Annotated in this window: 22 protein-coding genes; 14 read left to right on the top strand and 8 right to left on the bottom strand. The window is 66.8% G+C overall.

Annotated elements, in window-relative coordinates:
- Positions 1-65: 65 nt before the first annotated feature.
- Complete coding sequence (locus QX128_RS13215) at positions 66-710, bottom strand: DUF1134 domain-containing protein (RefSeq protein WP_316177471.1); 645 nt, start codon at positions 708-710, stop codon at positions 66-68.
- Between the two features lie 119 nt (positions 711-829).
- On the opposite strand from QX128_RS13215, the gene QX128_RS13210 reads away from it, so the two are divergent.
- The gene (locus QX128_RS13210; RefSeq protein WP_316237640.1) at positions 830-1,336 is read left to right on the top strand and encodes a YHS domain-containing (seleno)protein; all 507 of its coding nucleotides are present in this window, start codon (positions 830-832) and stop codon (positions 1,334-1,336) included.
- 19 nt (positions 1,337-1,355) lie between these two features.
- Here the strand turns inward: QX128_RS13210 and cysQ are convergent, their stop codons facing one another.
- Positions 1,356-2,189, bottom strand: a complete 834-nt coding sequence (gene cysQ, locus QX128_RS13205; RefSeq protein WP_315803215.1) for a 3'(2'),5'-bisphosphate nucleotidase CysQ — start codon at positions 2,187-2,189, stop codon at positions 1,356-1,358.
- Between the two features lie 237 nt (positions 2,190-2,426).
- Here cysQ and chpT point away from each other — a divergent pair, with 237 nt between their 5' ends.
- The 9 genes from chpT to QX128_RS13160 all read left to right on the top strand — a co-directional run bounded on the left by chpT (position 2,427) and on the right by QX128_RS13160 (position 12,935).
- The gene (chpT, locus tag QX128_RS13200; RefSeq protein ID WP_315752676.1) at positions 2,427-3,089 is read left to right on the top strand and encodes a histidine phosphotransferase ChpT; all 663 of its coding nucleotides are present in this window, start codon (positions 2,427-2,429) and stop codon (positions 3,087-3,089) included.
- Between the two features lie 242 nt (positions 3,090-3,331).
- Positions 3,332-6,106 (top strand): hybrid sensor histidine kinase/response regulator, encoded by a 2,775-nt coding sequence (locus tag QX128_RS13195; RefSeq protein WP_316237639.1) that lies wholly within the window; start codon positions 3,332-3,334, stop codon positions 6,104-6,106.
- Between the two features lie 26 nt (positions 6,107-6,132).
- The gene (locus QX128_RS13190; protein WP_315714012.1) at positions 6,133-6,603 is read left to right on the top strand and encodes a chemotaxis protein CheW; all 471 of its coding nucleotides are present in this window, start codon (positions 6,133-6,135) and stop codon (positions 6,601-6,603) included.
- Positions 6,604-6,671: 68 nt separating this feature from the next.
- Positions 6,672-7,037, top strand: coding sequence for a PleD family two-component system response regulator (locus QX128_RS13185; protein ID WP_006613312.1), 366 nt, complete (start codon positions 6,672-6,674; stop codon positions 7,035-7,037).
- Between the two features lie 74 nt (positions 7,038-7,111).
- Complete coding sequence (locus QX128_RS13180; protein WP_316177476.1) at positions 7,112-8,302, top strand: chemotaxis response regulator protein-glutamate methylesterase; 1,191 nt, start codon at positions 7,112-7,114, stop codon at positions 8,300-8,302.
- A complete protein-coding gene (locus QX128_RS13175) occupies positions 8,299-9,168 on the top strand; it encodes a protein-glutamate O-methyltransferase CheR (protein ID WP_316237638.1) in 870 nt (289 codons plus the stop codon). The genes QX128_RS13180 and QX128_RS13175 overlap by 4 nt, the downstream gene beginning before the upstream one ends.
- Positions 9,169-9,388: 220 nt before the next feature.
- Complete coding sequence (gene kaiC, locus QX128_RS13170) at positions 9,389-11,143, top strand: circadian clock protein KaiC (RefSeq protein ID WP_316237637.1); 1,755 nt, start codon at positions 9,389-9,391, stop codon at positions 11,141-11,143.
- On the top strand, positions 11,140-11,436 hold the full coding sequence (locus QX128_RS13165; protein WP_315803219.1) for a circadian clock KaiB family protein: 297 nt from the start codon (positions 11,140-11,142) through the stop codon (positions 11,434-11,436). The genes kaiC and QX128_RS13165 overlap by 4 nt, the downstream gene beginning before the upstream one ends.
- Before the next feature lie 11 nt (positions 11,437-11,447).
- Positions 11,448-12,935: a sensor histidine kinase gene (locus QX128_RS13160; protein ID WP_316237636.1), complete on the top strand. Its 1,488-nt coding sequence runs from the start codon at positions 11,448-11,450 to the stop codon at positions 12,933-12,935.
- Between the two features lie 31 nt (positions 12,936-12,966).
- Here QX128_RS13160 and QX128_RS13155 read toward each other — a convergent pair whose 3' ends face one another.
- The 6 genes from QX128_RS13155 to QX128_RS13130 form a co-directional block, all read right to left on the bottom strand.
- Positions 12,967-14,079, bottom strand: coding sequence for a DUF2252 family protein (locus QX128_RS13155; RefSeq protein ID WP_316237635.1), 1,113 nt, complete (start codon positions 14,077-14,079; stop codon positions 12,967-12,969).
- Between the two features lie 36 nt (positions 14,080-14,115).
- Positions 14,116-14,508, bottom strand: coding sequence for a hypothetical protein (locus QX128_RS13150; protein WP_316237634.1), 393 nt, complete (start codon positions 14,506-14,508; stop codon positions 14,116-14,118).
- Positions 14,509-14,616: 108 nt separating this feature from the next.
- A complete protein-coding gene (locus tag QX128_RS13145; RefSeq protein WP_316237633.1) occupies positions 14,617-15,777 on the bottom strand; it encodes a glutathionylspermidine synthase family protein in 1,161 nt (386 codons plus the stop codon).
- Positions 15,778-16,116: 339 nt separating this feature from the next.
- The gene (locus QX128_RS13140; RefSeq protein WP_316216658.1) at positions 16,117-16,512 is read right to left on the bottom strand and encodes a hypothetical protein; all 396 of its coding nucleotides are present in this window, start codon (positions 16,510-16,512) and stop codon (positions 16,117-16,119) included.
- A gap of 2 nt (positions 16,513-16,514) precedes the next feature.
- Entirely contained in the window at positions 16,515-16,919 is a 405-nt protein-coding gene (locus QX128_RS13135; protein ID WP_315757399.1) for a DUF350 domain-containing protein, read from the bottom strand.
- Between the two features lie 69 nt (positions 16,920-16,988).
- A complete protein-coding gene (locus QX128_RS13130) occupies positions 16,989-17,744 on the bottom strand; it encodes a GntR family transcriptional regulator (protein WP_316216659.1) in 756 nt (251 codons plus the stop codon).
- A 204-nt stretch (positions 17,745-17,948) separates the two neighbouring features.
- Between QX128_RS13130 and QX128_RS13125 the strand changes: the two genes are divergently transcribed.
- The 4 genes from QX128_RS13125 to QX128_RS13110 all read left to right on the top strand — a co-directional run bounded on the left by QX128_RS13125 (position 17,949) and on the right by QX128_RS13110 (position 21,603).
- The gene (locus QX128_RS13125) at positions 17,949-18,950 is read left to right on the top strand and encodes an ABC transporter substrate-binding protein (RefSeq protein WP_316237661.1); all 1,002 of its coding nucleotides are present in this window, start codon (positions 17,949-17,951) and stop codon (positions 18,948-18,950) included.
- A 1-nt stretch (position 18,951) separates the two neighbouring features.
- Positions 18,952-19,761, top strand: a complete 810-nt coding sequence (locus QX128_RS13120) for an ABC transporter permease (RefSeq protein ID WP_316237632.1) — start codon at positions 18,952-18,954, stop codon at positions 19,759-19,761.
- Positions 19,762-19,763: 2 nt separating this feature from the next.
- A complete protein-coding gene (locus QX128_RS13115; protein WP_316237631.1) occupies positions 19,764-20,534 on the top strand; it encodes an ABC transporter ATP-binding protein in 771 nt (256 codons plus the stop codon).
- Between the two features lie 340 nt (positions 20,535-20,874).
- Positions 20,875-21,603 (top strand): aspartate/glutamate racemase family protein, encoded by a 729-nt coding sequence (locus QX128_RS13110; protein ID WP_316177496.1) that lies wholly within the window; start codon positions 20,875-20,877, stop codon positions 21,601-21,603.
- Positions 21,604-21,613: the final 10 nt, after the last annotated feature.

The following is a 21,613-nucleotide window of genomic DNA, read 5'->3' as shown; positions in this document are numbered from 1 at the left end:
CCCAATGCCGTGTTAACCTTGATCCGTCACGGGAGAACGTGTCCTGGCGGTATCAGCCAGCGCCGTCAGAACGGGTTCCAGGTCGCGCTCGGCGTGAACTTGAGGTAGCCGACATTGGCGCCGAGCCGCAGGCCGATGCCGGACCTGATCGGCACCAGCACGATGTTGTTGGCGGTCAGCGCCGTCATGCCGAAGCCGCCGACGATGTAGGCCGAGCCGTCGATGCCGACGAAGCGCTGATAGATCGCGCTGGTGGCCGGCAGATTGTAGACCAAGGTCATGGTGCGGGCGCCGTCGCCGCCCCAGTCGAAGCCGAGCGAGGGGCCCTGCCAGTAGACGCGGAGGTCGCCGGCGTTCTTGGTGTAGAGCGTGCCTTCGCCGTAACGGAGACCGGCGACGAAGGCCCCGGCACCTTCCTCACCCAGGATGTAGCCATTCGGCAGGCCCCATTGGCTGACGGCGCGCTCGATCACCGAGGCGAGGCCACGCGAGACGTTGCCGAAGAAGCGGTGGCCGGCATTGACCAGCTCGTCCGGATTGAAGCTGTCCGGGCTGGGCGCAGGGCGCGGCGGCGGTGCGGGCTGCTGATACGGCGGCGCGGCCTGGTAGGGCGGCGCGGCAGGCGGGGGCGCCTGCTGCGCGGCGACCGACGCGGTCATGGCCAGCACGGCCGCGAGCGTCGTGGCGGCAAGGCGGGATGCGAAACTCATCGATGGAAATCCCCTGCTATCGGCTGCCCGAGCCTCGCCTTAACCTGACGCCAACCACATCGGGCGATTGTCGGGCGAGGGGCGATGCCCCTGCGACTCCCATGTTATCGGCACCAACTATGACCGCACAACGGCAACAACCGCCCCAGACCGGGTCAAAGTCGCTGTTTCGCCTTGTAATTGCCGCTATCACGCTCGCCGCGCTGCCGCCGGTCGGCGCGCCGGCGGCCACGACGCAGCGCATCATCTCCGACCGCTTCAGCGGGCTGGCGATCGACGGCTTCGATCCTGTTTCCTATTTCGTGGATGGCAAGGCCATGCCGGGGCTGCCGGATTTCGAGGCGTCCCAGGGCGGGGTGGTCTGGCGGTTTCGCAACGAGGGCAATCGCGCTTCGTTCCTGGCCCATCCGGAGGTCTACGGCCCGCAATTCGGCGGCTACGACCCGACCGACGTGGCCCGCGGCGTGACGGTGGCCGGCAACCCGCGCTTCTTCGTCGTGGTCGAGGAACGGCTGTTCCTGTTCAACCGTGAGGCGAGCCGCGACGCTTTCGCGGCCGACCCGGGCCGCTATCTGCCGCGTGCGGAGGCCCGTTGGCCGGAGCTCGAGGAGAACCTGGCCGAATAGCGCGCGCGGCAGGGCTGTCTCACACCTTCACCGCAGCCGGGTCGCCCCAGGCGATGAAGGACGGCACGATGAAGCCGTCGGGGCGCTCGCCATAGCGCAACGGCGCGCCGGTCTCGCTGGTGACGGTGCCGCCGGCGGCTACGACCACCGCATGGCCTGCCGCCACGTCCCATTCCGAGGTCGGGCCGAGCCGCGGATAGATGTCGGCCAGACCTTCGGCGAGCCGGCCGAACTTCACGGCCGAGCCGAGCGGCAGGCGCACGGCGCCCGGCCGCGCCGCAATGAAGGCTTCGGTGCGGGCATCGCCATGCGACCGGCTGACCGCGGCGACCCATGCCGCGCCTTGCGGCGGCATCGGCCGGGTGCGGATCGGCTCGGCGGCCGCCAGACCCGCCTCCGTGAACGACAGCCGCTCGGCGCCACGGCCGACCAGCCCGCGCCAGATCTGGCCGATGGCCGGCGCGCAGACGATGCCGAGCAGCGGGCTGCCGCCGGTGACCAGCGCCAGATTGACCGTGAACTCGCCGCGCCCGGCGACGAACTCCTTGGTGCCGTCGAGCGGATCGATCAGGAAGAAGCTGCCCTTGAACGGTCCTGCGCTGGCTCCGACCCGCTCCTCCGACAGCGCGGGAATCGCCGGCGCCAGCCGGGCCAGCCCCTCGGCAATGACCCGGTCGGCGGCAAGATCGGCCTCGGTGACCGGCGAGCCGTCGGACTTGTCGGTGACGGCCATGGCGCGGCGGTTGACGGCGAGGATCGCGTGGGCCGCCTCGACGACGAGCTCCGTCAGGGGCGCCATCAGCGCCGCGGCGGCCTCGACCTCGACGGTTCCTGCAGTCGGTGCCGTCGTCATTGCGCGGTGCTCCTTCCGGCCGGTCCGTACGCAGCTTGCATCATCGTATCCCTGTTCTGGCGTCCGGCGCATCCGGGTACGGCCGTTCGCATGGTCGTTGAGCCGCGGCTGCCGGGAAGACCGCTACGTACTTTCCCGTGTCCCGCCCTCAGTCCGGTGGCGGTCCCTGCTTTCGCAGTGTATCAAGCGTTAACGCAAGCATGATTCGCCCAGGTTCGCGGATTTCAGGAACATCGAATGTCCGGCACGTCCTCTCCCGAGATCGCCAATCCGATTCCCGCTCCCGATACGCTCGAACTTGCCGCTCTGCTCTGCTCGAAGGTCTGCCACGACCTGATTAGTCCGGTCGGCGCCATCGTCAACGGGCTCGAGGTGCTCGACGACAATCCGAAGCCGGAGGATCGCGACTTCGCGCTGGAGCTGATCCGCAAGAGCGCCAAGACGGCGTCGGCCCGGCTGCAATTCTGCCGCCTCGCCTTTGGTGCGGCGGGCTCGGCGGGCGCGCAGATCGATCTCGGCGACGCCCAGACCATGGCGCGCGGCCACATCGAGGACGCCAAGACCTCGATCACCTGGAATCTGCCGCGGCTGCTGTTGCCCAAGAACCGGGTCAAGCTGCTGCTCAACATGATGGTGGTGGCGCAGCAGACGATCCCGCGCGGCGGCATGCTGACCGTCGACCCGATCGGCGATGGCGAGACCATGAGCTTCCGCGTCGCCGCCACCGGGCTCAATGCCCGGCTGCCGCAGAACATCGTCAATCTGCTCGGTGGCGACCTGCAGTCGACCATCGATGCCCACGCGGTGCAGCCCTACTACACCCGTCTGCTCGCCGATGCCTGCGGCCTCAAGGTGACGCTCACCGCCGACGGCAATGCGATGGTCGTGCAGGCGGCCTGATCGGGCGGACGTCCTGCCGCGCCGGTGCTGCGACCTCTTGTCGTGGGACAGGCGCAAGAATCCGTTCACCACGGTTAATCAAGCCTTGCCGATGTGTCCGAATTCGTCCGGATGCATCTTATCTCTTTGTTGAGTCCGTTCATTTGCGCTTACTCAACTAATATTAAACGCTTTGCACCGAAACTGGCCACGGTTTGAAGGGCGCGTCATGTCGCGTTCCGTTGCGTGCGAAGGCCAGTTTCATGGATGACCTGTTGCGTGAGTTCCTGACGGAGACCAGCGAGAGCCTGGATACCGTCGACAATCAATTGGTGCGGTTCGAGCAGGAGCCGAACAACGCCAAGATCCTCGATAACATCTTCCGGCTGGTGCACACGATCAAGGGGACCTGCGGTTTCCTCGGCCTGCCGCGGCTCGAGGCGCTGGCGCATGCCGCCGAAACCCTGATGGGCAAATTCCGCGACGGCATGCCGGTCACCGGCGAGGCCGTGACGCTGATCCTCACCACCATCGACCGCATCAAGGACATCCTGGGACAGCTCGAGGCCAACGAGGCCGAGCCGGAGGGCGAGGATCGCGACCTCATCAGCGAGCTCGAAGCCATGGTCGAGCGCGGCATGGCGGCCATGGCCGCCGGCGAGGCCGCGCCACCGCTCGCGCCCGCGGCGCCCGAACCGCCGCCCAAGCCCGCGGTGACGCACGGCTCGCTGATCGACCAGACGCTGGAGCGTCCGCTGCGTCCGGGCGAAGTGTCGCTCGACGAGCTGGAGCGCGCCTTCCGCGAGACCGCGATCGAGATGCCGCCCGCGCATGAGAAGGCGCCTGAGCCCAAACCCGCTGCCCCGGCGCCGGTCGCCAAGGCCGGGCCTGCCAAGGCGGAAGCAGAGAAGGCCGAGCCGAAGAAGGCGGCGCGGCCGAAGGCCAATGCCGACGGCGAGGTGCACGAGAACGACAAGGTCGCCAACCAGTCGATCCGCGTCAACGTCGACACGCTCGAACATCTGATGACGATGGTCTCCGAGCTGGTGCTGACGCGCAACCAGCTGCTCGAGATCGCCCGCCGCAACGAGGACACCGAGTTCAAGGTGCCGCTGCAGCGGCTGTCCAACGTCACCGCCGAGCTGCAGGAGGGCGTCATGAAGACGCGCATGCAGCCGATCGGCAATGCCTGGCAGAAGCTGCCGCGCATCGTCCGCGACCTCGCGACCGAACTCGGCAAGCAGATCGAGCTCGAGATGCACGGCGCCGACACCGAGCTCGACCGCCAGGTGCTCGACCTGATCAAGGACCCGCTCACCCACATGGTGCGCAACTCCGCCGATCACGGCCTGGAGACGATGGCCGAGCGCGCCGCGGCCGGCAAGGCCGAGCAGGGCACGATCCGGCTCTCCGCCTATCATGAAGGCGGCCATATCATCATCTGCATCGCCGACAACGGCCGCGGCCTCAACACCGAGCGCATCAAGGCCAAGGCCCTGGCGAACGGCCTCGTCACCGAGGCCGAGCTCGAGAAGATGACGGAAGCGCAGATCCACAAGTTCATCTTCGAGCCGGGCTTCTCGACCGCGGCCGCCGTCACCTCGGTCTCGGGCCGCGGCGTCGGCATGGACGTGGTGCGCACCAACATCGACCAGATCGGCGGCACCATCGACATCAAGTCGGTGGTCGGCGAGGGCACCTCGGTCACCATCAAGATCCCGCTGACGCTCGCGATCGTCTCGGCGCTGATCGTCGAAGCCGGCGGCGACCGCTTCGCGATCCCGCAATTGTCGGTCGTCGAGCTGGTGCGCGCGCGCGCCAACTCCGAGCACCGCATCGAGCGCATCAAGGACACCGCGGTCCTGCGCCTGCGCAACAAGCTCTTGCCGCTGATGCATCTGAAGAAGCTCCTGAAGATCGACGACGGCTCGTCGACCGATCCGGAGAACGGCTTCATCGTGGTGACGCAGGTCGGCAACCAGACCTTCGGCATCGTGGTGGACTGCGTGTTCCACACCGAGGAAATCGTGGTCAAGCCGATGTCGACCAAGCTGCGTCACATCGACATGTTCTCGGGCAACACCATCCTGGGCGACGGCGCCGTGATCATGATCATCGATCCGAACGGCATTGCGAAAGCGCTCGGCGCCGCCGGCTCGGCCTCGCAGGCGGTGTCCGACGAGCACGCCGCGCATCACGCCATCGGCGGCGAGCAGCTCACCTCGCTCCTGGTGTTCCGGGCCGGGACGGCGCAACCCAAGGCGGTGCCGCTGGCGCTGGTCACGCGGCTCGAGGAGATCGCGGCCGACAAGATCGAGATCTCCAACGGCCGCTACATGGTGCAGTACCGCGACCAGCTGATGCCCTTGGTGCAGATGGAAGGCGTGTCGGTGCAGACGTCGGGCTCGCAGCCGATCCTGGTGTTCGCCGACGAGACCCGCGCGATGGGCCTTGTGGTCGACGAGATCATCGACATCGTCGAGGAGCGGCTCAACATCCAGGTCTCCGGCGCCAAGGACGGCATCCTCGGCTCGGCGGTGATCAAGGGCCAGGCGACCGAGGTGATCGACGTCGGCCACTTCCTGCCGATGGCGTTCGCCGACTGGTTCATCCGCAAGGAGATGGCCACCGAGTCGCAGACGCAGTCGGTGCTGCTGGTCGATGACTCCCCGTTCTTCCGCAACATGCTGGCGCCGGTGTTGAAGTCGGCCGGCTACAAGGTGCGCACCGCGGCCTCGGCGCTCGAGGGCCTGGCCACGCTGCGCTCCGGGCACAGCTTCGACATCGTCGTCACCGACATCGAGATGCCGGAGATGAACGGCTTCGAGTTCACCGAGGCGATCCGCGCCGACCAGAACCTGAACCAGATGCCGGTCATCGCGGTGTCGTCGCTGGTGTCGCCGGCGGCGATCGAGCGCGGCCGCCAGGCCGGGCTCTACGACTACATCGCCAAGTTCGACCGGCCCGGCCTGATCGCGGCGCTGAAGGAACAGATCGAGGAACGGGCCCGCGCCGAAGCCAACCGGCGGGCCGCGTGACAGCAAGCGGACAGGAGTAGCGTGCGATGAGCAGCAAGATCGAAACCACCGAGGGCGCCGCCGTCGAATACGTCACCGCGATGATCGGCGGCCAGCTGTTCGGCCTGCCGATCTCCCGGGTCCAGGACGTGTTCATGCCGGAGCGGGTGACGCGGGTGCCGCTGTCATCGGCGGAGATCGCAGGCGTCCTGAACCTGCGCGGCCGCATCGTGACCGTCGTCGACATGCGGGCGCGGCTCGGCCTTGCCCGCGCCGAGGACGGCAAGCCGCCGATGGCGGTCGGCGTCGATCTGCGCGGCGAGTCCTATGGTCTCCTGATCGACCAGATCGGCGAGGTGCTGCGGCTGCCCGAGGAGGGCCGGGAGGAGAACCCCGTCAACCTCGACCCGCGCATGGCGAAGCTTGCCGGCGGCGTGCACCGCCTCGACGGCCAGCTGATGGTCATTCTCGACGTCGATCGCGTGCTCGAGCTCGCCGCCGACAAGATGGCGGCCTGAACACTGCAACGTGAGGGCAGCGGCGCATCAGGCGTCGTTGCATTGGACCCTGATCTCGTGAGGCTGAAATGAGAACTTGTCTGGTAGTTGACGATTCCAGCGTCATTCGAAAGGTGGCGCGACGCATTCTGGAAGGTCTGGATTTCCAGATCGTGGAAGCGGAGGACGGCGAGCAGGCGCTGGAGATATGCAAGCGGGGCCTCCCGGATGCGGTGCTGCTCGACTGGAACATGCCCGTCATGGACGGCTACGAGTTCCTCGGCAACCTCCGGCGCATGCCGGGCGGCGACGCGCCGAAGGTGGTGTTCTGCACGACCGAGAACGATGTCGCGCACATCGCGCGCGCGCTGCACGCCGGGGCCAACGAGTACATCATGAAGCCCTTCGACAAGGACATCGTGACCGCGAAGTTTCAGGAAGTCGGGCTGATCTGATCTCCGTCGCGTGCGTCGGTCCCGTGGTCATCCGGGCTTGCCGTCACCCCGTGCCTCTGTCCTGTTGGTGAACTATGAGCGTCGCGTTGGCCAGTTCTTCGATCCCAAGTTCGACCAGGCAGGAACCTCTCCGGGTGATGGTCGTGGACGATTCCGTGGTCATCCGCGGCATGATCTCGCGTTGGATCGCGTCTGAGCCCGACATGGTCGTGGCGGCGTCGCTGCGCACCGGCCTCGAAGCCGTGAACCAGATCGATCGCGTCAATCCCGACGTCGCCGTGCTCGACATCGAAATGCCCGAGCTCGACGGCATCGCCGCCCTGCCGAAGCTGCTTGCCAAGAAGAAGAACCTCGCCGTCATCATGGCGTCGACGCTGACCCGCCGCAACGCGGAGATCAGCTTCAAGGCGCTGTCGCTCGGCGCGGCCGACTACATCCCGAAGCCCGAGAGCACGCGCGAGGCCTCGGCGGCCGACAATTTCCACTACGATCTGATTCAGAAGATCCGCAATCTCGGCGCCAAGGCGCGCCGCGCCGCTCCCGCTCCGCATGCGCCGGCCGCCTCGCCGATCGTCCCGCAAGTCCAGGGGCTCCGGCCTGCGCCCACGGCGCGGCCGATGGTCGCCCCCGTGGCGCCCGCCGTGCCGACCCAGCTGGCGCGCCGCTCATTCAGCTCGCAGATGCCGAAGGTGCTGCTGATCGGATCGTCGACCGGCGGCCCGCAGGCGCTGATGTCGCTGGTGACCGAGCTCGGCCCCGTGATCGATCGCTTTCCGGTGCTGATCACCCAGCACATGCCGCCGACCTTCACCACCATCCTCGCCGAACATCTGGCGCGCTCGAGCCGCCGGCCGGCCCACGAGGCCGTCGACGGTGAAGTGGTGAAGCCGGGTCAGATCTACCTTGCGCCCGGCGGCCGCCACATGCGTGTGGCGCGCCATGGCGCCGATGTGGTGATCGCGCTCGACAACGGTCCTCCGGTCAATTTCTGCAAGCCCGCCGTCGATCCCTTGTTCATGTCGGCGATCGAGGTCTGGCAGGGCTCGACCCTGGCCGTGATCCTCACCGGCATGGGATCCGACGGCATGCGCGGCGGCAAGGACATCGTCGCCGCCGGCGGCAGCGTGATCGCGCAGGACGAGGCGACCAGCGTGGTCTGGGGCATGCCGGGCGCAGCCGCCAATGCCGGCATCTGCGCGGCCGTCCTTCCCTTGAATCAGATTGGACCGAAGCTGGTTCGTCTGTTTGCTGGAGACCGTTCGTGACACCCCTGGACTATGAGTTCTTGCGTAAGGTCCTGAAGGATCGCTCCGGCCTCGATCTGTCGGCCGACAAGCAGTACCTGGTCGAAAGCCGGCTGCTGCCGCTGGCCCGCCGCTCCAACCTGCCGGGCATCACGGAGCTGGTGCAGAAGATCAAGAGCGGCGCGGAGCAGCTCACGACGCAGGTGGTCGAGGCGATGACCACCAACGAGACGTTCTTCTTTCGCGACAAGATTCCGTTCGATCATCTCCGCGAGGGCATCCTGCCGGCGCTGATCCAGTCGCGCGCCAATCGTCGTTCCCTGCGCATCTGGTCGGCCGCCTGCTCGACCGGACAGGAGCCGTATTCAATCGCGATGTGCCTGCGGGAGCATGGCGCGGCGCTGGCCGGCTGGCGCATCGAGATCGTCGCCACCGACCTGTCGCAGGAGGTGCTGGAGAAATCGAAGGCCGGCCTCTACAGCCAGTTCGAGGTGCAGCGTGGATTGCCGATCCAGCTGCTGGTGAAATATTTCACGCAGCTCGGCGAGCTCTGGCAGCTCAGCGCCGACATTCGCGGCATGGTCCAGCACCGCCAGCTCAATCTGCTGCAGGACTTCTCGCATCTCGGCAAGTTCGACATCATCTTCTGCCGCAACGTGCTGATCTATTTCGACCAGGATACCAAGGCCTCGATCTTCGAGCGGATGGCCAAGGTGATGGAGCCGGACGGCACGCTGTTGCTGGGAGCCGCCGAATCGGTCGTCGGCATCACGGACGCGTTCAGGCCCAACCAGGAGCGGCGGGGTCTGTACCAGATCAATCCGGTGCGCAGTCCGCGCGGCGGCGCGGCGCTGCTGCCCGGCCTCAAGGTGGTCGCGGCGCGCTGAGGCCGGCCAGCACCGTCTATGACCGGGGCGCTTCGACCGGTCGTGCGGCCGGCCGTTCCGTCCCGCGTGCGTCCGTCCCGCGCGGGCGGCCAGCCGTTTCTGCGCCCGCAGGCCGCCTTTCGGAGCAAATCTCGCCGGCCCCATGGAACTTTTAGGTTCCCGACGCGTTTACTCGCCTTGGTGCGGGCTCATGCGTGTTGAATTGATGGCGGGGGATTGGATGAAAACGAGTGTGCGTCCTCGAATCGTGACGCGGGATCTCCCTGTCATCGCCAAATCGCCGACCGGGATCGACGGCCTCGACGAGGTCACCTTCGGTGGCCTGCCGCAAGGGCGGCCGACGCTGCTGTGCGGCGCGGCCGGCTGCGGCAAGACGTTGTTCGCGATGACGTTTCTCTATAATGGCGCAGTCGCCTATGACGAGCCGGGCGTGTTCATCGCGTTCGAGGAGCAGCCCGAGGACCTGATCAAGAACGTCGGCTCGCTCAGCTACGACATCGACAGGCTGATCGAGCAGAAGAAGATCGTGGTCGACCACATTCATCTCGATCGCAACGAGATCGAAGAGGCCGGCGACTACGATCTCGACGGCCTGTTCATCCGCATCGGCTTCGCGATCGATTCGATCGGCGCCAAGCGCGTCGTGATCGATACGATCGAGACCCTGTTCGGCGGCCTCGACAACCAGGCGGTGCTGCGCTCCGAGTTGCGCCGGCTGTTCGAATGGCTGAAGAGCAAGGGCGTCACCGCCATCATCACCGGCGAGCGCGGTGACGGTACGCTGACGCGCTACGGCCTCGAGGAATACGTCGCCGACTGCGTCATCCTGCTCGACAACCGCGTGCACGATCAGCTCTCGACCCGCCGGCTGCGCGTCGTGAAGTATCGCGGCACGGCGCATGGCACCAACGAATATCCCTTCATCATCGACCAGGAAGGCATCACGGTGATGCCGATCACCTCGTCGGGCCTCGCGCATGATGCGTGGACGGAGCGGGTCTCCACCGGCATTGCCGATCTCGACGAGATGCTCGAAGGCCAGGGCTACTACAAGGGGTCGAGCATCCTGATCTCGGGCATGGCCGGCTCGGGCAAGTCGACGGTGTCGGCACACTTTGCCAATTCGATCTGCAAGAGCGGGCAACGCTGCATCTATTTCGCGCTGGAGGAATCCCCGCAGCAGATCATCCGCAACATGAGGTCGGTCGGGCTCGACCTGCAGCAATGGGTCGATCGCGGCCTGCTGCGGTTCTCGGCGCGGCGCCCCAATCTGTACGGACTGGAAACGCACCTCGCCGCGATGCATCGCGAGGTCAAGGAGTTCGATCCCGCCGCTGTCGTGGTCGATCCCATCTCGGCGCTCATGGGCGCCGGCGTTGCCGGCGACGTGCATTCGATGACGCTGCGCCTGATCGACTTCCTGAAGGCGCGCGGCGTCACGGCGCTGTTCACCAATCTCGGCGCCGGCGGCGCCGAGACGGCGACCACCGAGATGCAGATCTCATCGCTCACCGACACCTGGCTGCTGCTCTACAATCGCGAGAGCAACGGTGAGCACAATCGCCAGCTCTACCTGTTGAAGTCGCGCGGCATGGCGCATTCCAACCAGGTCCGCGAATTCCTGATGGGTGCCGACGGCATCTCGCTGCGCGAGGTCTATGTCGGCCCGGAGGGCGTGCTCACGGGATCGGCCAGGGTGGCGCAGGAGGCGAGAGATCGCGTCGAGCGCCTTCTGCGCACGCAGGAGACGGAACGCCGCACGCGCGAGATCGAACGTCGCCGCCGCGACCTCGCGGCGCAGATCGAAACGCTCAAGGCTCAACTGGCCAACGAGGAAAGCGAGATGGAGCTCATCAATCTGGAAGGTGCGGCTCGCGACGATCAGCGTGAAGCCGCTCGCCGGGCGCAGGTCGAGAGCCGCTCGTCCCGGCGCGGTCCGCGCTCCCCCGCCAACCCGCTGACATCCAGCAAATGATGGCCGCTCCGATGGAACAGGATGGCTACAATCTCCGGCTCTATGTCGCCGGCCAGACCCCGAAATCGCTGGCGGCGCTCGCCAATCTCAAGAAGCTGTGCGAGACGCATCTGCCGGGCCGCTATACCATCGAGGTGATCGACCTGATGAAGGATCCGGCCCTCGCGCAACGTGACCAGATCGTCGCGATCCCGACCTTGATCCGTCAACTGCCCGAGCCCCTCAAGCGAATCATCGGCGATCTCTCCAATGCGGAGAAGGTGCTGGTTGGTCTGGACATCGCACCGAGCTGAACGGAGGACGCGTGGCATCAACAGACGCGATGCAGGCGGGACGGCCGCGTAACGAGGCGGAAGAGACGGTCGAGGCCATTCATCGCGGCAACGTCGATGCCGTGGTGGTGCAGGGCCCGACCGGACCCCAGGTCATCATGCTGCAGGGCGCGGACGCGCCCTATCATGTGCTGGTCGAGCGCATGAGCGACGGCGCGCTGACGCTCGATGCCGACGGCGGCATCGTCTATGTCAATTCCAGGCTCTGCGCGCTGACCGGCCTCGACGCCCAGGAGCTGGTGGGACGCAGCTTCGCCTCGCTGTTCGCTGGAGCAGTGCCCGAGCAGCGCGCCGACGATGCCATGACCGACGCGCAGCTGCGCCGCGCCGATGGCGGCCAGCTGCCAGTGTCGGTCTGGATGCGGCAGATGGCGATGGGCGGCGTCGTCGCCACGCTCGTGACCTTGACGGACATGTCGATTCAGCGGCGCGCCGAGGAGGTCGCCAATGCCGAGCGCTTCGCGCGCTCGATCCTGGAGCAGGCGACCGATGCGGTCGTGGTGCTGGCGCTCGACGGCCGGATCACCCATGCGAGCTGGGTCGCCGAGCAGCTCGCGGAACGACCGCCGGTCGGCCAGTTGTTTTCTGAGGCGTTCCCGCTCGATGGGCAGAGCGCCAGCCAGCAAGGCACGTTGACGCGCTTCTCGCGCGAGAGTCTTGATCAGGCGCTGGCGACCAAGCCCTTCCATGGCGTCGAGGTCGCCTTGCGCAATGCTCAGGCGTCGGGGCGGTCGTTCCTGCTGTCGGGCGGGCCCCTGGTGAACGATCTCAAGGAGACGGTCGGCTCGATCGTCACCCTCACCGACATCACCGAACGCAAGCGCGCGGAAGAGCAGCAGACCGTGCTGGTCGCCGAGCTCAATCACCGGGTCAAGAACATCCTGGCGATCGTGCAGTCGGTGGCGGGGCAGACCTTGCGGACCTCACCGTCGCTGCCGGCCTTCAACAAGGCGTTCTCCGGGCGCATCCAGGCGGTCTCGATCGCGCATGACATCCTGACGCAGACCCGCTGGATCGGCATCGGGCTGAACGAGCTGCTCACCACCGTGCTGGCGCCCTATGGCATCGGCGAAGGGCGCATCGCCATCGACGGCCCGCCGGTTCTGCTGGAGGCACGGCTCGTGCTGCCGCTCTCGATGGTGCTGCACGAGCTTGCGACCAACGCCTCCAAATATGGCGCGTTGTCCGCCCCCCACGGCCGGGTCACGATCTCCTGGCGCTTGCGCGACGATCGCCGCCGGCTCGAGCTGGTCTGGCTGGAGCGCGGCGGACCGCTGATCGAAGGCGGCGGAGCGCGCGGCTTCGGCACCACGCTGATCGACCGCGTCGTCCGCTTCGATCTCGATGGCGAAGCCCTGCTGGACTTCGAGCCCGCCGGAATTCGCTGCTCGCTGACCTTTGCGCTGACCGCGGAGACGACCCCCGAACATCTGCCGGCATCGGCCGTGCAGCCGGACTGATGACCTGAGCGGTCGCGTCCGGATCCCTGCCTCAGCGCGCGGTCGGAATCGAGCCTGGCGCCTTGCGGCGCCATACATCGTGATCCCTTTCCGTCGCCTCACGCGCGGCGCGCGCAGCTCGACGCAGCCAGCCGGAACCGCGCTTCCCGAGGTCCGCCGCGATCTCGGCGCCGGCGCGGCGGTCGGCGGCATGGATGGAGGCGAGGTCGGTGCCCATGCCGCGCAGGAGCTCGAGCTTGAGATCGGCGCCGGCCTCCTTGCCGAGATCGATCTTGCGCGAGTCCGCAGACAGGCGCCGGACCACGTAGTCCCCGTCGTTGGTTCTGTGAACGTGCAGGAATGGATCGGGCGCGCGATAGGTCCCGGTCGACAGCGCGACGAATCTGTGTGGCGGCGCCGGCCTTGGCTTCTCCGTCCTGTTCTTGGCCCAGGTCCAGGCCGAAGGGACCAGCGCCTTGGCCTCGCGGACGATGCGGCCGCCGCGCCAGGTCGCGACGACGACGTAGCGCGGACGTCCCCGGCTGCCGCCGCCGGCGAAGCGATGGAAGAATGCGGCAGTCTCCACCTGCTCCGGAAGGCTGGCGGTGAGCAGCTTCCGCACCGCGGGTGGAATCGCATCGGCGGCCGCGAGGCCGTCGATCTCGTTCCAGAACGCGCGGCGGCAATCATCCGAGCATTTGACGTAGCGCCTGATCCAGATCTCGTGCTCGTCGAGCAGCGCCGGCCGCGGGTTCTCGAGACCGTCGCGATAGCCTTGGAGAATCGCGTCCGCGGCGTCGCGGCTGTCGATTGCCATGTCGGGCGCGAGCTCGATGCTGGTCGTGAGCCGGACCAGGTCGAAGGCGTAGGGCATCCTCGCGGCCTCGTCGAAATCGTTGACACCCCACACCCAGCGCCCGTCGGCGTCGCGCCACGTGCCGAAATTCTCCAGATGGATGTCGCCGACGCAAAGCGCGACCGGAGCCTCGGCCAGCTCCGGGCAGATCTCCTCGATGCGCCGCGCCCAGCGATAGTAGCTGGCGCGCAGCAGGGCAAACGGCGACTTTCGCATGCGCCGGTGCTTGGTGAGGAGGTCGTCCTCGATCACCTTGCATTGGCTGCGAAGCCAGGCCTCGTAGGCCACGGTATCCTCGATGATGGACACGCGATGCCTCCCGATGCACGGGGCGTGAGCGAAGCGTTATGAGTTGCGTTGACGGCGAACGAACGTGGCCTCGCACATCGCGCGCAGCGCGCGCTCGTCGAACGGCTTGGCGAGCCGGGCCAGACCGCGGAACTCCGGCGGAAACAGCGTCGCGTCGTCATAGCCGGAGGTGATGACGATCCTGAGCTCGCGCGCCATCAGCTGCGGCAGCACGGCGAAGATCTGCTCGCCGCGCAGGTTGACGTCGAGCAGCGCGCCGTCCAGGCCGCCGCGCTCGGCCTCGCGCAGCACGTCGCCGACGCGCGAGACGGGACCGACCACCTCGCAGCCGAACCCCTGCAACACCGTTTCCAGCTCGAGCGCGATCAGGCCCTCGTCCTCGGCGACCAGGATGCGCAAGCCTTCGAGTTCGGTCTTGTCCGTCGCCATGCCTCGTCCCGGCCATGCGCGCCCAATCGCGCAGGGAATTCGCCCTCGGTCCTATCTAATGCTCTCGACCGGCGTGTCGAGGCGTTTTCGCCGGCCGTCGTTAATATCCTACAGGATGGCGTGCGGCAAAAAGCGCGAGCGGTTGCCGGTGATCGGGCTCGTGTCCTCGCGGATCGACAGGCCGCAGGGCTGATGGTCGACGAGCCAGCTGCCGATCACCGGGAACACACCGCCGAAATCCGGCAGCGGCGCCAGCGCCTGGCGGATGAAGCCTTCGGCGCCGTAGGGCCCGTCCTGCGCCGAGACGGCGACGCCGTCGGACACCAGGCTGACATTGGCGCCCTCGCGCGAATAGATCGGCTTGCGCACGAAGCTCGGGCCGAGGCTGGCGGCCTTCGGATCGTCCTCGAAATAGGCCGGCAGCAGGTTCGGATGGCCTTCGTGCATCTGCCAGAGCAGCGGCAGGATGCCCTTGTTGGACAGGATGGCCTTCCACGGCGGCTCGATCCATTGCGTCGGCGCCTGCGCGAGCTTGGCGCCGAACGCATCGCGAAACATCCATTCCCAGGGATACAGCTTGAAGGCGAGCGCGATGTCCTCGTCGTCGAGATCGACGAAGCCGCCGGTCTCGCGCCAGCCGATGTCGGCGACGTCAAGGATGGTTGTCGTCAGGCCTCCTTGGGCTGCCGTGTCGGCCAGATAGGCCAGGGTCGTGGCGTCCTCGGCGTTGGCGGTCAGCCCGGCCAGATGCACGCGGCGCCGGTTGCCGAGGGCGCACCAGCGCTCGATCAGGCGCTCATGGATCGAGTTGTACTGGTCCGCGCGCCCCGGCAGGATGCGGAGCTCGATCGCCTGCTCGAGCCAGGTCCATTGGAAGACCGCGGCCTCGAAGATCGAGGTCGGCGTGTCGGCATTGTATTCGAGCAGCTTCGCCGGCGTACGGCCGCCCTGATAGCTGAGGTCGAACCGCCCGTAGAGGCTGCCGTCCCTCCGGCGCCAGCTCTCCGCCAGCAGGGGCCAGACCGCTTGCGGGATCTTCAGCCGGCGCAGCAGCGCCTCGTCGCCGACGACACGCGCGACCAGCGCGAGGCACATCTGCTCGAGCTCCGCCGTCGGCTCCTCGATGCCGAGCTCGATCTCGGCGATCGTGAATGCGTAGTAGGCGCGCTCGTCCCAATAGCGCTCGCCGTCGAGCTCGCAGAAGTCGAATCCGCACCGCGCCGCGGTCTCGCGCCAGTCGTCACGCTCGGGACAGGAGATGCGCTGCATCGGCGTCAGCCCCGGGCATCGGCAGGCATGCCGTGCCCATTGCAACAGGGCGCAGCACGGCCGCGGCCGTCATCGATGATGCGGCCATGATCACGCCCGCGCGGTCCCGCCGCCGTCCCGCGTCGGTGACCACGCGATCGCTTGCCAGCAAGATGATGCAAGGCGGCGGCGGTCACCGCGGCCCTGATCGTCGCCCGCACCACCTGGTGCGGACGTTGCATCGGATCATTTCCGATGAGTCGGTAGGCCAGTTTTTTATGATTTTGAGTCTGTGTCAAAGATCCGAATCCAAGATAGCAGCATGAACGCGGTGTTTTCACGGCGCCGGCGCGACGAAAATCAGCCGCCGCCTCCGAAGCCGTGTCCGAACGAGCCGAAGCCGCCGCGCGAGACATGGGTGGAGGAGGCCTCGGCGACATGGCCCGAGCCGCTGCTTCTGGAATCACCGTCGCTGCTGGAGAATCCCCAGCGGCCGGAGCCGCTGCCGCCGCTACCGCCGCCGCTCGAGCGGCGTGTCGTGCATTCGCCGGTCTGCGGCTGGCCGGCCATCGTCGGCGTCTCGGCGCCTGGCTGCGGGCAGCTCTGCTGCCGCGGCATCAGCGCATAGGCCGTGCTGCCGACGGCGAGCGTGCCCATCAAGAGCAGCGCAACATGGCCGGAGCGCTTCACCGGCGGCGTCGCGGGCGGGGGCGGCATCGGCCGGCGCTTGCCGAATTCGCGGCGTTTCTCGGCCATGGTCAGATGATCATCGAGGCGGCGTTCAGCGCGCCGGCGGAGAGCGATGCGAGACCGAGCCAGATCGCCGAAGCCAGCTCGCCGGCGACGATGCGCTGGGCGAGATCCGGCACCGGAATGCGGACGAGATAATAGACGATCACCTGGACGATCAGCGCGACCAGCGCCCAGATCAGGCAGTCCAGCACATTGGCGGAATGGGCGATGGCGCTGACCAGCGGCAGGGTGAAGCCGAGCAGGCTGAGGCCGAGCGCGATCGCGGCCGAGGGGTGATTGTCCCGGATCAGCTGGAATTCATTGTAGGGCGTGACGCGGGTGTAGACGAAGAGGTAGGCCGTCACCGCGACCAGCGCGGTACAGAAATAGACCAGGAAGGCCGGCAGGCCGGCGAGCGATTGCAGGATCATGATCGGGCCAGGCGTGAGGAGCTCTCATCTGTCGCGATGCCAGCATGCCCGGTTCGACGTGAACAAAGTCTATCCGCCCTTCGCCAGGTCCTGCCTGGCCTGGTCCAGCATCTGCAGCACCGAATCGCCGGTCTTGCGGGTGTGCTCGGAGAGCGCCTGCGCGAAGCCGGCGCCGTCTCGGGCCCGCAGCAACGCCATGAAGGCCTCGTGCTCCCGGATCGACTCGTCCCAGCGCCGCGCATCGTAATTGGCCACGGCGCGGGCGCGGAAGACGCTCGCGTGCAGCGTGCTCCACATGTTGAGCAGCACGGCGTTGCCGGCGAGCCTGGTGATCTCGGCATGGATCTGCTGGTTGAGCCGGAAATAGGCGGCGCGCTCGGCGGCACGATGCAGCGCCACCAGCTCGGCATGTAGGGCGTCGAGCCTGGCAAGGTCGTCCGCCGTCGCACGCGCGGCCGCGGCGCGGCCCGCGGCGGCATCGAGCGACACCATCACGTCGAAGATCTCGGCAATCTCGTTTGCGTCGATCGGCGTCACCACGGGCGTGCGATGCGGCCGCAGCTCGATGAGGCCTTCGGCGGCGAGGATCTTGAAGGCCTCGCGCAGCGGCGTGCGCGACACGCCGAAGGTCTCGCACAGCATGCGCTCGGGCAAGGCAGCGCCGGCGGCGAGCTCGCCGTCCACGATCATCTCGCGCACCCTGGCGACGACCTGATCGTGCAGCGACAGCCGCTCGAGCGGCCGCTTGGAGTGGTCGGACGACAGCTTCAGCCGGGCCGGCTTGAAGCGCGTCTTCAGTCTGGGCCGGGGTGCCGGTGGGGTCATGGGGGCGCGGCTGCTCCGCTGCGAGATGCCTGAAATTCGGGCGATGCGCCCGCGGATCAGGCAGGTTCTTCAAAATTGGAGTGTCATTATATACTGATTTTATTGTATAAAATCAACATTGCATATCGCATCCAGTTGGCACGTCGCTTGCTGATGAGAGCCCAAGCCATGAGAGACAAGCCCGTGGATCGACCTGCCCTGGAGATGGATGTGAAACGTTTCGTGCTGCTCATTCTTGCCCTGTTGGCGCTGCCCTCGCTCAGCTTCGCCGACGACGTCCCCAAGATCAAACTCGGCTACGCCAAATGCGCGCATTGCACGCCGATGTCGCTGACGCCGCAATTCGCGGAGGGCGTCGCGATCGATGCCGTCAGCTTCAACACCGGCACGGACGCGCTGACCGCCCTGGTGTCGAAGAATATCGACGTCGCGCAGGTGACCTATCTGCACTACGCCATCGCGCTCGACAAAGGTTTTGACGTCGTCGCCATCTCCGGCCAGGTCAATGGCGGCTCGGCGATGCTGCTCGCCAACGACATCGAGATTCCGCAGGGCGACTGGAGCGCCTTGAAGGCGCTGATCGCCAAGTACAAGGCCGACGGCAAGCCGTTCCGCGTCGCCGCCTCGCGCGGCAATGCGCAGGACATCCACATGCGCGGCGCCTTCGCCAAGCAGGGCATCGACATCAACAAGGACGTGCAGTTCGTCAACATTCCCAATCCGTCCGATCATCTGCAGGCGCTGCGCCGCGGCGAGGTCGAGCTGATCTGCACGGTCGAGCCGTTCGCCACCCAGATCATGCAGGCCAAGGCGGCGAAGTTCTTCGGCTTCCCCTATGATCAGGCCGCCGGCAAGCTGACTAATTTGATCCTGACCCGCTCCGACGTCATCGCCTCCAATCCGAAGGCGCTCGAAGGCGTGGTGCGCGCGGTGGTCAAGGTCGACGCGCACATCGCCGCCGACAAGCCGGCGCTGATCGAGGTGATCTCCAAGGTCACCGGCCTCGACAAGGCGATCGCCACCGGCGCGGTCGAAAACCTCGATCCCGATCCGAAGATGTACCGCGCCTCGGCGCTCGCGATCGCATCGATGATGCGCGACCTGAAATACATCAACTCGGACGTCACGGCCGCCGTCGAGAAGAATCTCGACTACCGCTTCCTGGAAGCGGCCACCGGCAAGCCGAAGACCGAGCTCGGCTACTGAGATGACGGCGCTCGCCCAGCTCAGGAAGCTCGACCGCGCCATCGTTCCCGTGCTGGTGCTCGCCGGCTGGGAGGCGTTCTCGCGCTCGGGGGCGCTGCCGGCAGCCTTGCTGCCGGCGCCGTCGACGGTGGTGTGGGCGTGGGCGGACTGGCTGGTCGGCACCGACGGCAACACCCAGACCTACAGCGCGCACTGGCTGGCCGACATGCTGGCCAGCCTGTCGCGCGTCGCCGCCGGCTTCGCCATCGCCACGGTGCTCGGCGTCGCGCTCGGCGTCGCCATCGGCTGGTCGCGCAAGATCGAGCTCATCATTGAGCCGACCTTGCAGATGCTCCGGCCGATCCCGCCGGTGTCGTGGATCCCGCTCGCCATCATCTGGTTCGGCATCGCCAACAAGCCGGCGATCTTCCTGGTGTTCCTCGGCGCGTTCTTTCCGATCCTGCTCAACACCATCCACGGCGTGAAGACCTGCGACCGCAACCTCATCCGCGCCGGCGCCATGGTCGGCGGCAGCGAGCGCAAGCTGCTGCGCTACATCGTGGTCCCAGCGGCCATGCCGAGCATCTTTGCAGGTCTGCGCATTGGCATCGGCTCGGCCTGGATGCTGACGGTCACGGCCGAAATGGTCGCGGTGAAGAGCGGGCTCGGCTACGTGCTGTGGGACAGCTACTACTTCCTGCGCTACGATCTGGTGCTGGCGGCGATGGCGAGCATCGGCCTGCTCGGCTTTTGCAGCGACCTCGCCATCCGCACCGTGATGGCGCGGGTGCTGCATTGGCAGCGCAACACCACGCTTCGCGGCGGAGAGTAACGATGGCCACGATCGAGATCTCCGGCGTCTCCAAGATCTTCACCGACAGGAAGCGCAACGCCGACGTCACCGCGCTTAGCCAGATCAATCTGTCCATCGCCCGCAACGAATTCGTCTGCCTGCTCGGGCCCTCGGGCTGCGGCAAGTCCACGCTGCTCAACATGATCGCCGGCTTCGAGCAGCCGAGCGCCGGCAGCGTCACGGTCGACGGACGGCCGGTCACCGCGCCCGGCGCCGACCGCGGCGTGGTGTTCCAGCACGCCAACCTGATGCCGTGGCTGCCGGTGTGGGAGAACGTGGCCTTTCACCTCCTGCTCGGCGGCGGCCAGAAGGCTGAGCGCCGCGCCCGCGCGCAGGTCTATATCGACATGGTCGGGCTCACCGGCTTCGAGAACCACTATCCGTCCGAGCTGTCGGGCGGCATGAACCAGCGCGTCGGCATCGCGCGGGCGCTGCTGATGAACCCGCAGGTCATCCTGATGGACGAGCCGTTCGGTGCGCTCGACGAGCAGACCCGCATGGACATGCAGACCGAGCTGGTGCGGATCTGGCAGCAGCACCAGGGCACGATCGTGTTCGTCACCCATGGCATCGACGAGGCGCTGACCTTGGGCACCCATGTGGCGGTGATGAGCGCACGGCCGGGGCGCATCGTCGAGATCATCCCGATCGATCTGCCGCGGCCGCGGGATATCACCAGCCCGCAATTCAACGCGCTCAAGCGGCATATTCTCGCGTTGCTGCGTGGGGAGTGGGAGAGGGCGCTGGCATGATTGGCGCCTGTCTCCATGGTGCGGAGATTCTGAACCTACTCTCACAGTGGCGCCGAACCGCCGCATCACCGATGACGCGTGCTGTCGCGGCACGGGCGGTGCACCCTCTCCCCTTGTGGGAGAGGGTGGTTTCTCACGAAGTGAGAAACCGGGTGAGGGGTCTCTCTCCGCGGTCTCATCTGTCGAGGCAGACCCCTCACCCGAGCGAGGCCGCTGCACGTTCGTGCATGCCCTCTCCCACAAGGGGAGAGGGCATAGTCACCGGCGGATCGCCCGCTTCTGCTGTTCAAGTATTTCCCGATGGGCCGGAGTTGGCTATGGCAAAGGGATTCACTCACCCATGACCAAACGCACGCTTCTCGGCATGCTGACGCCGTCGTCGAACACCGCGCTGGAGCCGATCACCTCGGCGATGGTCGCGAGCCTGCCCAACGTCTCGGCGCATTTCTCCCGCTTCAAGGTCACCGAGATTGCGCTGTCCACCGACGCGCTGGCGCAGTTCGACATCAGCAACATCCTGCGTGCCGCCGAGCTGCTCGCCCATGCCAAGGTCGACGTCATCGGCTGGAACGGCACCTCCTCGGGCTGGCTCGGCTTCGAGACCGACGTCCGCCTGTGCGAGCAGATCACCGCCGCGACCGGCATTCCCGCGACCACCTCGATGCTGGCGCTGAACGAGATCCTGGCGTCATCGAACGCCACGTCGCTCGGCCTCGTCACCCCCTATCGCGACGACGTGCAGGCGCGCATCATCGCCAATTATGCAAAGCTCGGCATTGCCTGCCGCGGCGACCGGCACCTCAATCTGCAGGACAATTTCTCCTTCGCCGAGGTGACGCCCGCGGAGATCGAGACCATGATCCGCGAGGTGGCGCGCGAGAAGCCGGATGCCATCGCGGTGGTCTGCACCAACATGCGCGCCGCGCCGCTGGCGGCGCGGCTCGAGCTGGAGACCGGCATTCCGATCCTCGACACCATCGCCACCGTGGTATGGAAGTCGCTGAAACTGGCGGGTACGGATCCCCGCGGCGTCAGCGGGTGGGGATCGCTGTTTCAGAGATTCGCCTGAGATTGGGAGA

It is taken from the genome of Bradyrhizobium sp. SZCCHNR1015, from assembly GCF_032489875.1.
Classification (GTDB): Bacteria; Pseudomonadota; Alphaproteobacteria; order Rhizobiales; family Xanthobacteraceae; genus Bradyrhizobium.
The sequence above is the reverse complement of the archived record's forward strand: the minus strand, read 5'-3'. Positions and strand labels throughout refer to the sequence as shown.

Coding starts and splice junctions, on each gene's coding strand:
- QX128_RS13150 (WP_316237634.1), bottom strand. CDS start 14,508: ATGGCGACGGACAAGACCGAACTCGAAGGCTTGCGCATCCTGGTCGCC.
- QX128_RS13120 (WP_316237632.1), top strand. CDS start 18,952: ATGACGGCGCTCGCCCAGCTCAGGAAGCTCGACCGCGCCATCGTTCCC.
- QX128_RS13195 (WP_316237639.1), top strand. CDS start 3,332: ATGGATGACCTGTTGCGTGAGTTCCTGACGGAGACCAGCGAGAGCCTG.
- QX128_RS13185 (WP_006613312.1), top strand. CDS start 6,672: ATGAGAACTTGTCTGGTAGTTGACGATTCCAGCGTCATTCGAAAGGTG.
- QX128_RS13210 (WP_316237640.1), top strand. CDS start 830: ATGACCGCACAACGGCAACAACCGCCCCAGACCGGGTCAAAGTCGCTG.
- QX128_RS13165 (WP_315803219.1), top strand. CDS start 11,140: ATGATGGCCGCTCCGATGGAACAGGATGGCTACAATCTCCGGCTCTAT.
- QX128_RS13135 (WP_315757399.1), bottom strand. CDS start 16,919: ATGATCCTGCAATCGCTCGCCGGCCTGCCGGCCTTCCTGGTCTATTTC.
- chpT (WP_315752676.1), top strand. CDS start 2,427: ATGTCCGGCACGTCCTCTCCCGAGATCGCCAATCCGATTCCCGCTCCC.
- QX128_RS13110 (WP_316177496.1), top strand. CDS start 20,875: ATGACCAAACGCACGCTTCTCGGCATGCTGACGCCGTCGTCGAACACC.
- QX128_RS13190 (WP_315714012.1), top strand. CDS start 6,133: ATGAGCAGCAAGATCGAAACCACCGAGGGCGCCGCCGTCGAATACGTC.
- QX128_RS13180 (WP_316177476.1), top strand. CDS start 7,112: ATGAGCGTCGCGTTGGCCAGTTCTTCGATCCCAAGTTCGACCAGGCAG.
- QX128_RS13140 (WP_316216658.1), bottom strand. CDS start 16,512: ATGGCCGAGAAACGCCGCGAATTCGGCAAGCGCCGGCCGATGCCGCCC.
- cysQ (WP_315803215.1), bottom strand. CDS start 2,189: ATGACGACGGCACCGACTGCAGGAACCGTCGAGGTCGAGGCCGCCGCG.
- kaiC (WP_316237637.1), top strand. CDS start 9,389: ATGAAAACGAGTGTGCGTCCTCGAATCGTGACGCGGGATCTCCCTGTC.
- QX128_RS13115 (WP_316237631.1), top strand. CDS start 19,764: ATGGCCACGATCGAGATCTCCGGCGTCTCCAAGATCTTCACCGACAGG.
- QX128_RS13125 (WP_316237661.1), top strand. CDS start 17,949: ATGGATGTGAAACGTTTCGTGCTGCTCATTCTTGCCCTGTTGGCGCTG.
- QX128_RS13215 (WP_316177471.1), bottom strand. CDS start 710: ATGAGTTTCGCATCCCGCCTTGCCGCCACGACGCTCGCGGCCGTGCTG.
- QX128_RS13145 (WP_316237633.1), bottom strand. CDS start 15,777: ATGCAGCGCATCTCCTGTCCCGAGCGTGACGACTGGCGCGAGACCGCG.
- QX128_RS13130 (WP_316216659.1), bottom strand. CDS start 17,744: ATGACCCCACCGGCACCCCGGCCCAGACTGAAGACGCGCTTCAAGCCG.